The organism is Micromonospora sp. NPDC048935 (assembly GCF_043197875.1).
GTDB lineage: Bacteria > Actinomycetota > Actinomycetes > Mycobacteriales > Micromonosporaceae > Micromonospora.
The window spans coordinates 740,581-754,009 of the sequence record NZ_JBICTZ010000001.1 but is presented as its reverse complement, the minus strand read 5'-3'; the positions used below and the strand labels follow the sequence as shown (position 1 = coordinate 754,009).

The window sequence follows — 13,429 nt, the reverse complement described above, 5'->3', positions numbered from 1 at the left end:
ACTACGGGCAGGTTCCTCCAGGAGGGCACGCGTCTCGTGAGCCGCGCACGGCAGGCAGACCGGAGCTCGTTGAGGCGAGTGGCGGTGGCCGGACTTGTTGGTACGACGATCGAATACTATGACTTCTTCATTTATGGCACAGCCGCCGCGCTGGTCTTCTCCGACGTCTTCTTTCCGGCTCTCGGGGACGTTGCCGGCTCCGTGGCATCGTTCGCCACGTCCGCCGTCGCGTTTGTTGCCCGGCCGCTGGGGGCGATTGTTTTCGGGCACTACGGCGATCGGTGGGGACGCAAGGGCACGCTGGTCACGACGCTGCTGATGATGGGCTTGTCCACCGTTGCGATCGGTTTGCTTCCGCCGGCGGATGCGATCGGTGTCGCCGCTCCGGTCGCCCTCGTACTCCTGCGCTTTCTGCAGGGTCTGGCCCTCGGCGGTGAGTGGGCGGGCGCGAACCTACTGACAGCGGAGTACGCCCCGCGAGGCCGTCGTGGGTTTTACGCAGTCTTCCCGCAGTTGGGCGGTGCGATCGGCTTCGCCCTGTCAAGCGCGACGTTTCTGGCAACCGACGTCATCATCGGAAACAGCGACGAGGCATTCCTCTCCTACGGCTGGCGCATCCCGTTCGTCGCCAGCGCGGTCCTCGTGCTGCTCGGTCTGTGGGCACGGGGCTCAATTGATGAGACGCCGGTCTTCCGCGCAGCGAGCGAGAAGCCGCTTTCGACGCCTCGCCGATCGCCGCTCGCCGGTCTTGTCCGCGAGCAGTGGCGTGAGGTGCTGCTCTGCGGTGGGCTCACCGGCGTCGTATTTGCGCTTTTCTACATCGGCGCTACCTACTTGACGACCTACGGCACAGCGACCTTGGGGATCGAACGGCAGGTTGTTCTCTCGCTCGGGATCGTTGCCGCCGCCGTGGTGGCGCTCTTCGTCTTCCTGGGCGGCAGGCTCTCCGACCGCTACGGCCGCCGTAACATCATCATCGTGACGGGTGTGCTGGCGCTCGTCTGGTCGATGGGCGTCTTCCCTTTGCTCACAACGGGCAGCCCGCTCGCGTTCGGGCTCGGGCTCGCTGGCGCCTTCGCCCTCAACGGCCTGGCATTCGGGCCGACCGGCGCCTTTCTTCCAGAGCTTTTTCCCACGCGATACCGGTACACCGGAGCGGGAGTGGGGTTCAATCTCGGTGGCATCATCGGCGGTGCCGTGCCCCCGCTGCTCGCCCCTGTCCTGGCGGACTCTTTCGGCGCTGTGGCAGTTGGCGCCATGATCGCATTGTTGGCGCTTACCAGTGTTGTCTGTACCTGGGCGCTTACCGAGACGTCAAATCGGAGTAGCCTCGACGACCAGCACTTCTCTGGCGTGCGTAGAGCAAGCGAGCAGCTCGTGCCGGGAACCTGTCGCGCGGGCTCGGCCTCCCCGCCGATGCTTCTGTGGTGGGGAGGCCGAGGCTCAGGCAGGGACGTCAGCGGCGGTTCCGATCGTGAGCCACCGGATGCTGTCTCGGATGTCATCGGCGGCGTCGGCGAACTCGCGTTCGAGGGCCGCGCGGGGTTGCTGGAAGTGTCGCCAACCTTCGTAGTGGACGGGGATGGTGGTGCGCGGTCGGATCGCCTGGCAGATGCGGACCGCGTGACGGCCGGTCATCGTGTAGCGGATGGGCCCGGTGACCGGGAATCGGACGCCGCCGAGATGGAGCACGGCGGTCCCGATGCGAAGCCGCTCGGCGACGGTGCGGATCCCGTGAAACAGGACCGTGTCGCCAGAGACCCACAATTGGCCGTGTTGTTGGCCGTCCCACCGCAGCGCGAAGCCGGTCACGTCACCGACGAACGGCCGGCTCAGGGGCGGACCGTGCCGGGCCGGCGTCGCGGTGACCTCGATCGTGGGCCGCCCCTTGCGGCGAAGAGTCGCGGTGGCCCAGGGTTTGAGTCCTCGTGCGGTGCCGCCGAGCCGCCGGGCGCCGGCGATGGTGGTGAGCACCGTCCGGGCGCTGGGTAGCAGCGTCCGGCCAAGGTCGTCGAGGTTGTCGCCGTGGTGGTCGTGGGTGAGTAGCACGGCGTCGATCGGGCCCAGTACCGCCGGGGTCACCGCCGGGCCGGTCATCTTCGTCGATGAAATGCCCCAGCCGAAGGCGTACGTGCGGCCGGGCGGGTCGAACGTCGGGTCGGTCAGCAGCCGCCACGCACCTACCTCGATGAGCGTCGTGGGTCCCCGATGTGGGTGATGCGAACCTGCGGCGCCTCGCTCATCGGGCGTGGCGCAGGGCCCAGTCGAGGGCGAAGTCGGCGATCTCCTCCCAGCCCTTCTGTGCCGGGAGCAGGTGGGCGTAGCCCTCGTACTCGACATGTTCGGTGATGGTGTTCGGCTTGTAGTGCTTGAGGTTGGAGCGTTGGACCGCTGTGGGCATGATGTGGTCCTCGCTGCCGGAGATGAACAGCAGCGGCGCCCGGTTGTCATTGCGGTAGTCGACCCAGGTGTCCTGGTGGCCGGGTTGGAAGTTGGCCAGGACGCTGCCCCACAGGATGCCGCCGTTGGCCGGGATGTGGTAGCGCTCGTACAGTGCCTTGGCTTCCTCGTCGCTGAACGTGTTGGTGAAGGCGTACTTCCACTCGTCCAGCGTCAGGCCGATGGCCTTGTGCCGGTTCGCCGGTGATCGCAGCACCGGCAGCGTGGACTTCACCTGCGAGAACGGCACCACGTGAACACCCTCGGTCGGGGCGGAGTTGAGCGCCACCGCAGAGGCGCCGAAGCCGTGGTCGAGCAGGATCTGCGTGAACGCGCCACCGGCGGAGTGCCCCATGATGATCGGCGCCTTCGGCAGCGGCCGGATCACCGCTTCGAGGTGCTCGATGATGGCCGGGACGGTGAGTGCGGTGATGATGTCGGGGTTGGCGTTGAGTTCCTCGACCTCGACCTCGAAGCCGGGGTAGCCGGGGGCGAGGACCCGGAAGCCCTTCCGCTCGTAGTGGGTGATCCAGTGCTCCCAGCTGCGGGGGGTGACCCAGAAGCCGTGGACCAGGACGATGGTGTCGGGCGCATCGCTCATCATCAGGCTCCGTACGTGTTGAGGAAGGCGAGCAGGTCGTCGCCGAGCTGCTGCTTGTGGGTGTCGGTGATGCCGTGCGGCGCGCCCGGATAGACGATCAGCTCCGCTCCCTTGACCAGTGCGGCGGACGACTTGCCGCCCACCTCGAACGGCACGACCTGGTCATCGTCGCCATGGATGACGAGCGTCGGGACGTCAAACCTGGCCAGGTCGTCGCGGAAGTCGGTGGCGGAGAACGCGGCGATTGACTCGTATGCGTTGCGGTGCCCGGCGGCCATCGACTGCAGCCAGAACGCGTCCCGGATGCCCTGCGACACGTTCACGCCCGGCCGGTTGTTGCCGAAGAACGGCCCGTCGGCGAGGTCCTTGTACAGCTGGGACCGGTCGGCGGCCGATCCGGCGCGGATGCCGTCGAACACGTCGACGGGTACGCCGTGCGGGTTGTCGTCGCGGCGCACCATCAGCGGCGGTACCGCCGAGACAAGGACGGCCTGCGCGACCCGGCTGGTGCCGTGCCGGCCGATGTACCGGGTGATCTCGCCCCCGCCGGTGGAGAACCCGACCAGCGTCACGTCGCGCAGGTCGAGGTGCTCGATCAGGGCGGCGAGGTCATCGGCGTAGGTGTCCATCTCGTTGCCGTGCCAGGTCTGGGTGGAGCGGCCGTGGCCGCGCCGGTCGTGGGCGATCGCGCGGTAGCCGTTGGCGGCCAGGAACAGCTGCTGCGCCTCCCAGCTGTCGGAGTTGAGCGGCCAGCCGTGGCTGAGCACGACGGGGCGGCCGGCGCCCCAGTCCTTGAAGAAGATGTCGGCGCCGTCGGAGGTGGTGACGAATGGCATGGTTGGGCCCCTTTCTGGTGTCAGTCGCGGGTGGTGCGGGCGGCGAGCGTGATGAGGTCGGCGGTGATCTCCGGCTGCGACATCATGGCGACGTGCGAGGCTCGGACCTCGACGGTGCGGGAGCCGGCCCGCTGCGCCATGAAGCGCTGCGCGGCGGCGGGGATGAGGTTGTCGTCGCGGGCCACCAGGTAGCACGACCGGACCTGCCTCCAGGCCGGCGGGCCGGACGCCTGGTGAAGGGTGTGTACGTCGCCGGGCCGCTGGGTGGCGGCCATGATCTGTGTCGTGGAGCGGGGCAGGTCACCGGCGAAGATGTCGCGAAACAGGTCCTGTTTGACGTATCCGTCGGTGCTGGTGCCGCCGCCGGGCAGCGGGTACGGGCGCAGGTCGAGGGCCGGTTCGCCGAGTTTGCTGCCGGGAAACTTCGTCTGCAGGCCGAATACGGTGTCGCCCTCGTCCGGCGCGAACGCGGCAACGTAGACGAGGGCCTTGACGTTCGGGTTGCCCGTGGCGGCGTTGGTGATGACCACGCCGCCGTACGAGTGGCCGACCAGGACGATGGGACCTGGGACGAGGCGCAGGATGCTGGCCAGGTAGGCGGAGTCGCTGCCGACGCCGCGCAGCGGGTTCGCCGGGGCGAGCACGGGGTACCCGGCGCGGACGAGCCGCCGGATGACGTCGCTCCAGCCGGAGGCGTCCGCGAACGCGCCGTGGACAAGTACGACGGTCGGCTTCGACCCGGACAGTGAGTGGGCGCCGGCGGGTACGGCTGTCGCCGTGGTGACGACACCCGTGGCGACGAGTGCGGCGGATCCGGCCAGGACCGTGCGGCGGGAGACGGCAGGCATGTGGCGCTGGTTCCTTTCGGCAGAACTGCACGGTTCACGGGCAGGCGGCATCGGCCCACGTACTGGTGGGTGTCGTGGCTTGACCGTGCCGGCCGCGGTGCTCTGTTCGCGGCCGTGCCGGGAACGTTACGGAGGTAGCGCCGTCCCAGTCGTGAGTCAAATGACTGCGGATCAGCGGTCGTGTTCGACGGCCATCCGCTGAAGCTCGCTGCGCGAGGTGATGCCGAGCTTGGGGAACATCCGGTACAGGTGGCTTCCGACGGTGCGGTGCGAGACGAACAGCATCTTGGCGATGTCCCGGTTTGTCAGCCCCTGCGCCACCATCGACGCGATCTGTGTCTCCTGCGGCGACAGCGTGTCCCAGACGTCCGCCGCCGGCGAGTCGCTGCGTTCCCCGGCCGCCCGCAGCTCCGCCCTGACGCGCTCCGCGAGCGGCCGCGCCCCGAGGCTGTCGAACCCGTCCCGGGCCCTGCGCAGGTGGTCGCGCGACTCGCGCACCCGCCGCCGGCGACGCAACGACTTGCCATAGGCGAAGAGCAGGCGGCAGCGCTCATACGGCCAGATCGTCATGTCGCTCGCCAGGGCCTCGGCGAACCGTGTCTCCGACTCGTCGTCACCGGCCAGCACCGCCGCCGCGAAGCCGAGGTTCATGCGGCCCGTGGGTGAGGTCGTCGCGCGTACCTCCGGCGGCAGCTTCGCGATCAGCGACCGGGCGGCGGCGACCTCGCCACACGCCGAGGCGGCTTCGGCCATGCTCGCCAAGGACCACAGGGCGTGTGCCGGGTGGTAGGCGCTGTCGGCCGGATCGTGCAGCTGGGCGAGGCAGGTGAATGCCCGCTCGTGGTTGCCCTGCCCCGACGCGATCGCCGCTCGCGCGATCAACGTCACGGCGCCGATCGTGGCGGACCGGCGGGGGTTCTTGCGGTCGGCGCCGACGATCAGCTCTTCGGCGGAGGCGAAGTCGCCGCGGAACGCGGCCATCACGGCGTGCGCGACGAGCGAGGACGCCTCCCAGAACGGCTGGCGGGTCTCCGCGCACAACCGGGTGCTCTCTTCGGCGGCGGCCACGGCGTACGACCAGTTTCCCCGGCGCAGGGCGGACCACGCGAGCAGCGACAGCGTCCTGCCGAGCGTGTGCAGGTGACCGTCGGCACGCAGCCGCTCCGCCGCGTCGGTGAGCAGGCTCTCGGAGACGTCGGACGCTCCGGCACACGCCGCCGCGTGTGCGAGCCGGTAGCTGGTGGTGGTGTCCCGGGCGGCGGCCGGTACATGGGCGATCAACTCCCGGATCTCGGGGTCGCTGTCGAAGGGTGAGCAGTACGCCAGCAGTTGCGCGCGCGTCGGAGCGTCGACAACCGCCAGGCGGTCGGCTGCGGCGATCACCTGCTTGCCCACCGGTCGACCGGGAGCGAGGTTCCAGCACCGCAGCGCCGACGCCCGCAGGAAGTCGGTCGCCAGCGCGTCGTCGCCGACCATGCTCGCCCGGCCGGCAAGGTCGACGAGCGTGGTGATGCGCTGGTCGCCGCCGCGGTCTCCCTCGGCCAGCTCGATGAGCCACTCGTACCGCAGACCGTCGTGCTCGCTGTCCACCAGGTCGCGATAGTGCCTCCGGAGCCGCTCGCCATGCTCGGGCTGCCCGACTGCATACGCGAGGGCGGCTGCCTGATAAGTACGGCTCGCCCTGTCACGGCCGTCGACCGAAAGCTGGGCGGCACGTTCCAGCGCCCGCACCGCGTTCGTCGGCGCGCCGCGTTTGATCGCCCGCTCGGCGTGCCACTCGAGCTCCGCCGCCAGCGCGGCGTCCGGCCCCAACGCCGCGGCGGCCCGGTGCCACACCGAGCGCTCCGGCCGGGCGGGCAGGACACGGGCCAGCGCGGCGTGGCAGGCGCGCCGCCGGTCGGGTCCGAGTCGCTGGAGGAGCGCGGACCGGATGAGCGGGTGCCGGAAGCGGACGGCGGCGCCGTCCACCACGATCAACCCGGCCGACACCGCCGGGTCGAGTAAGGACACGTCATGCGGGTCGCACAGCAGCTCGGCGGCCGCGACGATCTCGGCGACGTCGTCGGAGTCGCTGAGCGCCGCCACCTCCAGGACCGTCGTCGTCGCGGCGTCGAACTCCTCGATGCGGACCAGGAACGAGCTCTCCAGGCGCGCGGTCAGCGGTAGGCGACCGGTGTCGACGCCGGAGTAAACGCTCATCGCACGGGGCAGCTCCAGCAGGGCCAGGGGGTTGCCGCGCGCGGCGTCCAGCAGGAGCGCCCTCGTGCCCGCGTCGAGTGCACCGGCAGCCCAGTCCAGCAGCACCGCCGCGGACGCCGCGTCGAGCGGGGCGAGGCTCATGGCCGGTACGGCCGCATCGAGCAGCGCCCCGACCTCGTTCTCGCGGTGCGTGGCGAGCAGCACGATACGGTCGGACGCGACCCTGCGCGCGAGGAACGCCAGCGCCTGCTGACTGGCCGGGTCCATCCACTGGGCATCATCGACCAGCAGCAGGACCGGCCGCTCGCCCGCCACCTCCGCCAGTAGCTCCAGCGTCGCCATCGCCACCGTGGATACGTCCGGCGCCGAACCAGACGCCCGGCCAAAGGCGATATCCAGGGCGCGACGATACGGTGTGGCGAGCCGGTTGCTGTGGCCGAGAACCGGACGCATGACCTGATGCAGCGCGGCGTACGGCAGGCCGAACTCCGAGACCGACCCTACGGCCCGCAACACCCGCAACTTGTCGCCGGCCGCCGCGGCGGCCCACTCCAGCAGCGCCGACTTGCCCACACCGGGCGTGCCGCGGATGACCAACGCGGCGCCACCGTCGCCGGCACCGTCCAGCAGCGTGCCGATGGCCGTCTGCTCCGGCGCACGCCCGACCAGCAAACGTTGTGCATCCACGCCTACCCCCGCCGTACGCTGCGATTCGGCCACGTGTGGCATCAACGCTATTGGAAGAAAGCGGCCAGGCCGATGGGCCGTTCGGGCTTGATCAACACGTGAGACGTTGAGCGGACCGGCACCATCGACTGCGGCTTTGCCCGGCGGCCAGATGTACGTGGCGGTCGGCACCCAGGGCGAGACCGTGGATTTCCGCACGGGCAGTGTGGACGGACCGACCGATCCGTCAGGCATCACCTTGCAGCAGGCCCGCGAAGGCGGCATCGAGAAGGGTCTTCACGATCGGCTACACAGCGCAACTGGCGGACCTCGGCGTGACGCCCCTTCTCCCCGCACTCGACGGCCCCGACTCACAGGTGACTCATGATCTCTGCGGCTGGATAGGCGAGAGGCCGGCTGGACTGTGTCCAACCGGCCTCTGACCTGCGGTGCAACCTGGTGGGCGATGCTGGTATCGAACCAGCGACCTCTTCGGTGTGAACTCTCGGCAAGCCGGTCTGATCGGGCTTGATGCGAGGTCAGACGGCCTGCTGGCGTGCCTCTCGGACCGGTTCGGCTGGCACGGTTGCTGTACTTCGGTGCTGTACTGCTGGCATCAGACAAGGCGCTGCATCCGGACCTTGGGGCGCTCGTTCCTGAGGTGTCCGTGCTTGTGCTGGCGGACCTGCTCGTCCCAGACCTCCTGGTCGTAGTCCGGGTCTGGCGGGATCCACTTGTGCGAGCCGTCGCTGTAGTGGAACTTCTCGTCGCCCGGCCGCAAGATGCTCATCGAGTCCAGCCGAGGAATCGGTAATGCAGGTGGCCGGCGGGGACGTAGGCCAGGTCCTGGGCGGCGTCGACGAGTTGGGCGGCCAGGTAGAGGGCCAGCGACACCGGGGCGCGGTCGTACTCGGCTCGAAGCTCTTGACGCCGGGTCTGGCATGGCCACGCCCCCGCACAGCCGCCGCACATCCAGGCCGGCTTGATCGGGTGGTGAGTGGTCACCGCCGGCCGTCCTGGCTGGGCCAGTGGCCGCGGTTGATCGGGATGCGGTGGCGGCTTCGGCATGGCAGATCGCCTCCGCAGCGACAGATGCGCCGCCAGTACCGCCAGGACCAGACGGGCCTGTGCCGGCGAGCGAGAGTCAGCGCTACGGCCAGGAGGTACGCGTCGTAGGGCACGTGCGGTCGACCGCCAGCCTGATCGCGGGTGGATCGCCAGCGATTGCCAACCTCCCGACGGGCCACAGCACCCTCCCCGTCCCAAGAGGCTGATCTGTTCGGCCTGGTCATCACGCCTCCCGCCGACGCCGGGTAAAGCCGTGGGCACCCACGTCGGGAGGCGGGCACCCACGGCAGGACCCCCGGCCGCCAAGCTGGGTAGCCCCAGAAGCAACTTAGGACGCAATGTGCGCAGGGTCAGCAGTCAACGCACATAGCGTTGTAAGTCGCACCCAGGGTGTGATCTGCTTGCACCAGCCGCCAAGCTGGGAGCACCACCTATGTCTGAAGCCGCCTACCTACAGGTCGCGCGGGATATCCGCGAGCAGGTTAGTTCCGGCCAGTTGAAGCCGGGCGACAAGCTGCCGTCCTTCGCCGCCCTGTGCGAGCACTACGACGTGAGCAACACCGTCATCCGCGCCGCCATGCTCATCCTGAAAGCCGAAGGGCTGATCGACGGCCGGCAAGGCAAGGGCGTGTACATCACGAACCAGCAGCCTAGGTAGCCGAAGTGCTCGGGCAACAGCCTGACGGACAGGGAACGGCTTCGTCGAACGAGCTTCGCGAACGCTGCGTATCACCGAGGGAGCAGTACGGGCATGAGCCGAGCGCTGGGGCCCAGAAGAACTGATGCTCGGGGTGGGTTAGGCAGTGCTTCAGCTTGCGGTGCCTGACACCGGTCCGCCCACTTGACATGCCTGTCATGCCAGCACATTAGCTAACGGCCTCATCAGCGGCGAGCGCCGAATGTGCGGTCAACACTTGGCGTTGTATTGATCCAGGGCGCGGGCGTAGTCGATCAAACCGGACGACTGCGCCTCTGAGCTGCGGCTACGTCGGTCATCGGTGGTCAACGATGGCCGCCATTGGTTCACCTTTGACGGCCTGAAGACGGCATGATCTTGAGGGTCCAACCCCGGGAGCCGAGGCCCGGGAAGTTTCCCGGACGTCCATGCGCGGACGGATGCGACCCCGCGCACCTACACACGGTTTAGGAAGGCAGTAGAGCTTCGGTCGACGCACCTTGCCCGACCTGGGGCGGATCTGATTCCAGGCGGTGTAATCCGTTGATCGTTCCGTGCATAGTCCGGATCTTGCAGACCGGCGGACCGGGGCGATCGCCGGACGGGTGACTGCTGTCAGACCAGAGTGTCGCCGAACGCCGCCATACCCAGTCGCCCGCGTGCAAGCATCTGCCAGCCGTCGTCCGACGCACGGAACCGGTCCGGATCGCGCCTCACGCTGCCTCGCTGTTGCCGGGCACCACTTCAGCCACCCTCCGCTATCGGGCCTTTCCACCGCGTTGCCAGTGAGTTACGGTCGTGCCTGTCTATCGTGGAGCTGCGGAGGACGTATGGCGCGACGCAAGGGCCTGATCGTTCAGATGCTCGACGCCCGTAAGCAGACCAAGAAGCTTGAGGCGCAAGCGGAGGCACGCAGGCACCGCGAGTTGATCGCCGAGCAAAAACGCCAGGAAGCGGAGGCTCACCGCGAGGCAAGGCAGGCCGAGGCAGCGGCAAAGAAGGCCGAGGCAGCACGCCTGCGGCAAGAAGTACAGGCGAAGCGCCTAGCCGACCAGGCTGCGGCGAAGGCGGCCCGAGAGGCTACCCAACGTGAGCGCGTTGAGGAACGACGCCGAGCTGCTGATACCCGCACAAAGGCACAGGAGGCAGCCGCCGCGAAGCGGCAGGCGGACCGGGAGGCACACGCCCGCAAGATCGCAGAGGCGGAGTTTCGGACCGAGGCCATCGGCACGAGAATCACCGAGTACGCACAGCTTCTAGCTCGGAGAAACCGGCGCGCCGCCGAGGCTGCCCTCGAACTCAGGGCGGCCTTGTCGAACGGCGGCCCCACTGCCTTCGTCGAGCGTCTACAACACGTCCTCGCTCAGTCGCGCTACCCCGAGGGCCTGACGGGCAAGGCCGCCGCTCATTACGACCCTGCCTCTCGGGAACTGCTAATCGAGTACGAGTTGCCGCTCCAGAACGTCGTGCCCACTGTCGTTGGCTTTCGTTACACGACGGCGAAAGGCATGAGGGCCATACCACGTAACGAACCCGAGACTAAGAAGCTTTACGGTAACCTCCTCGCACGACTAACATTGCGCACCATTGCCGAGGCTTTGGATGCCACCTCCCCGGACCTCGTATCTGGCATCATATTTAACGGCTACGCCTCCACTAAGGACAAGGCGACTGGCCGCGCCATTCGCCCGCTGCTCATGAGCGTGGGTGCAGAGCGGGACAGGTTTGCGATGGTACAGCTCGATGAGCCGGAGCTGGATCCGGTGCTGTGTCTTCGCAGCCACCTCAACGCCATTGTCTCACCGCACCCGTACGACTTAGAAGGCGTTAGGCCGGTGATGTCGTTCGACCTTTCGAAGTACAAGTTCGTTGACGAGATGGATGTGGTCGCTGGCTTGGATAGCCGCACTGATCTACTCACGCTCTCTCCTGGAGAGTTTGAGCACCTCATCCGCCGGCTCTTCGAAGCCATCGGCATGAAGTCGTGGGTAACGCAGGCGTCAAAGGACGAAGGCGTCGACGGCGTCGCTGTCAATGAGGATCCGATCGTCGGCGGGCTTTGCATCATCCAAGCCAAGCGTTACAGCAAAATCGTTGGCCTTGAATCAGTCCATGCACTTGCCGGCGTGATGGATCATAAGCGAGCCGCCAAGGGTGTCCTCGTTACTACCTCCTGGGTTGGCAAGGCGAGCCGCGACTTCGCAGCCGCAAACGGACGCATCGAGATCATCGAGGGACGCAATCTTAAACACATGCTGAAGGAGCACCTTGGCCTAGATGTCCTTATCGGTCTAGGAAAGCTTCCGCCGGGTTGGGACAGGGCAGATTTGGAATAGGGGCGTCCTGAAGCCGGACCGGATGAGACGATCGACAGTCGCCGGCTTGATGCTTCCTCCCTGGGGCCTCGCCTACGGAGCCGCCCGAAGGCCTGCGGTTGACCAGTGATACGAGTGACGGATGTCACGCTAGTTGCGCGGCGCGCCGTCTGATAACACTCGCGCACTGGCAGTTACGCTCGCGCAGGTCACTTCGTTGCGCGAGCGTAACTGCCGCGCGCGTTCGTTCATGCTGCCCGAAAGTCATGAGCGCTCTGCCGGAGGCGTCGCAACCGCGCGCTCGACCTACAGCGACGACATCCCCGATAGGCTGGCGGCCCGGTGGGTGCGTTGCATCGCGTAGCGACCGCCCAGCCTATCGGGGATGTCAAGCCAGTTTAGCGGACCGCTGACGGGACAATCTTCGCAAACCGCACGAGAAGCGGCCTTCGCCGGCGGTCTGGGCTCCGACATCCAACGCGTCGATGCGGAGAGCTACAACCCCTCTAGGGCGGCGTCGCCCTCTGTGACTCATCTCTGTAGCCACACCCCCCGGACCACAGTATCGTTGGGTGTTAGGAGCATAGTGTTGCCGGGTACTTCGGTACTACGGTACTCTAGCCACTGGAAGGGGGCCCCATGGCCGCTACGTCCGCTCCCATCAAGGTTGACGTTGGAACTGACCAGCTCATTTCTCACGCCGCCCACTTCCTGGGCAAGGCCAAGAAGGACGTCGTAGACGCAGCAGTCCGCGAGTACATCGAAGCGCATCGCAATGAGATCAACGACGGCATCCGCGTAGCCCTAAGCCAGCTCGACGGATCGCCCAAGTCAGCCGTCTCGCTACTCGCAGGCCTCTCGCCTGACCAGCTTGACGAGTATGGCGGGATGCCTGCGGAAAGCTGACCTTTCGTGTCTGGTGTCGGACGGATTGGGGCATTAAGGTTGCCCAATGAGCAGCGAGGCCCAATCTGTCCGACCCACGAAGGTCTGCATTGAAGCCCTTGAGCTGTCCGCACCGCCTCTCAGCGTGCCTCTCCCGGGCCTGGGCCACCCTCTAGTCAAAGAGGCGCAGCGCCTCCCCGAAGTACATGCCGCTGGAGGCGTGGAACGGATCCTGAGCCTAGTGGATCGGCTTTGGTTCAAAGTCAAGGTCAGTCGATGGCGCGGTGCTGTAACCCGGTTGCCCGAGGCTGAATCGACCACCTCCGAGCCACAAGCTCGCCTTGCCCCTTGGTGGTTGGGTGCGGGCGGGTACAGGCGAGAGGGTGACCCTAGTGACTTCTACGAAACGCTAGCGGCGACTGCCAATCGCGATGGATCCTCAGATCGGTGGCTCCCTCAAGCCTGGGACTGGAAACGGCTTGAACTTGAGCACATCTATGCATGGGAACACGAAATCCGACGAATCGTTCGCGAGTTGATCGCCCGATCCTTGCAGAACGGGTACGCCTATCAAGCGGAGTTTGAGCGCTACAAGGTAACCGCTCTGGCCCGTGCAGAAGATGGCGAGACCTACCTGCTCATCGGGACTGAGAACATCGCGGATCCGCGGGTCTTCGCGGTGATCATTAACGCCATCCCGGGCATCGACCATAGCAGTTGGATGCCAGAGCCTGAGGGAGTGAGAGGGCTCGAACCGGAACCCGGGGAAATCATCTGGTCAACCATCTTGCCGCCCGCAGTGGCCGCACAACTGCTGGATACCCTCCCGGACGACGACTGAGATCACTAGACGACGCCGCCTGAATTGCCATCCCGTCTGCCGTCGACCCGCCCTC

Annotated in this window: 11 protein-coding genes and 1 pseudogene; 5 read left to right on the top strand and 7 right to left on the bottom strand. The window is 67.1% G+C overall.

The genetic code is table 11. From position 1 onward, the window contains the following. Positions 1–36 precede the first annotated feature (36 nt). Positions 37–1,314 (top strand): annotated as a pseudogene (locus tag ACGFIW_RS03915) (MFS transporter); the annotation flags it as partial. A gap of 129 nt (positions 1,315–1,443) precedes the next feature. Here ACGFIW_RS03915 and ACGFIW_RS03910 read toward each other — a convergent pair. The 7 genes from ACGFIW_RS03910 to ACGFIW_RS03880 form a co-directional block, all read right to left on the bottom strand. Further along, a complete protein-coding gene (locus ACGFIW_RS03910) occupies positions 1,444–2,340 on the bottom strand; it encodes an MBL fold metallo-hydrolase (RefSeq protein ID WP_393311242.1) in 897 nt (298 codons plus the stop codon). Beyond that, a complete protein-coding gene (locus ACGFIW_RS03905; protein WP_393310789.1) occupies positions 2,240–3,040 on the bottom strand; it encodes an alpha/beta hydrolase in 801 nt (266 codons plus the stop codon). The genes ACGFIW_RS03910 and ACGFIW_RS03905 overlap by 101 nt, the downstream gene beginning before the upstream one ends. A 2-nt stretch (positions 3,041–3,042) precedes the next feature. Continuing rightward, positions 3,043–3,876, bottom strand: coding sequence for an alpha/beta fold hydrolase (locus ACGFIW_RS03900; RefSeq protein WP_393310788.1), 834 nt, complete (start codon positions 3,874–3,876; stop codon positions 3,043–3,045). 20 nt (positions 3,877–3,896) lie between these two features. Then, positions 3,897–4,724 carry an alpha/beta fold hydrolase gene (locus tag ACGFIW_RS03895; protein WP_393310787.1) on the bottom strand — a complete coding sequence of 276 codons (828 nt, stop codon included), beginning with the start codon at positions 4,722–4,724 and terminating at the stop codon, positions 3,897–3,899. Between the two features lie 171 nt (positions 4,725–4,895). Continuing rightward, positions 4,896–7,610 carry an AAA family ATPase gene (locus ACGFIW_RS03890; RefSeq protein ID WP_393310786.1) on the bottom strand — a complete coding sequence of 905 codons (2,715 nt, stop codon included), beginning with the start codon at positions 7,608–7,610 and terminating at the stop codon, positions 4,896–4,898. A gap of 595 nt (positions 7,611–8,205) precedes the next feature. Beyond that, positions 8,206–8,379 carry a hypothetical protein gene (locus ACGFIW_RS03885; RefSeq protein ID WP_393310785.1) on the bottom strand — a complete coding sequence of 58 codons (174 nt, stop codon included), beginning with the start codon at positions 8,377–8,379 and terminating at the stop codon, positions 8,206–8,208. Next, positions 8,376–8,594 (bottom strand): flavin reductase, encoded by a 219-nt coding sequence (locus ACGFIW_RS03880; protein ID WP_393310784.1) that lies wholly within the window; start codon positions 8,592–8,594, stop codon positions 8,376–8,378. The genes ACGFIW_RS03885 and ACGFIW_RS03880 overlap by 4 nt, the downstream gene beginning before the upstream one ends. Positions 8,595–9,090: 496 nt before the next feature. On the opposite strand from ACGFIW_RS03880, the gene ACGFIW_RS03875 reads away from it, so the two are divergent. The 4 genes from ACGFIW_RS03875 to ACGFIW_RS03860 all read left to right on the top strand — a co-directional run bounded on the left by ACGFIW_RS03875 (position 9,091) and on the right by ACGFIW_RS03860 (position 13,374). Next, the gene (locus ACGFIW_RS03875; protein ID WP_393310783.1) at positions 9,091–9,315 is read left to right on the top strand and encodes a winged helix-turn-helix domain-containing protein; all 225 of its coding nucleotides are present in this window, start codon (positions 9,091–9,093) and stop codon (positions 9,313–9,315) included. A gap of 848 nt (positions 9,316–10,163) precedes the next feature. Beyond that, positions 10,164–11,669 (top strand): restriction endonuclease, encoded by a 1,506-nt coding sequence (locus tag ACGFIW_RS03870; protein ID WP_393310782.1) that lies wholly within the window; start codon positions 10,164–10,166, stop codon positions 11,667–11,669. Positions 11,670–12,287: 618 nt separating this feature from the next. Then, positions 12,288–12,554, top strand: a complete 267-nt coding sequence (locus ACGFIW_RS03865; RefSeq protein ID WP_132183053.1) for a hypothetical protein — start codon at positions 12,288–12,290, stop codon at positions 12,552–12,554. A 46-nt stretch (positions 12,555–12,600) separates the two neighbouring features. Beyond that, on the top strand, positions 12,601–13,374 hold the full coding sequence (locus ACGFIW_RS03860; protein WP_393310781.1) for a hypothetical protein: 774 nt from the start codon (positions 12,601–12,603) through the stop codon (positions 13,372–13,374). Positions 13,375–13,429: the final 55 nt, after the last annotated feature.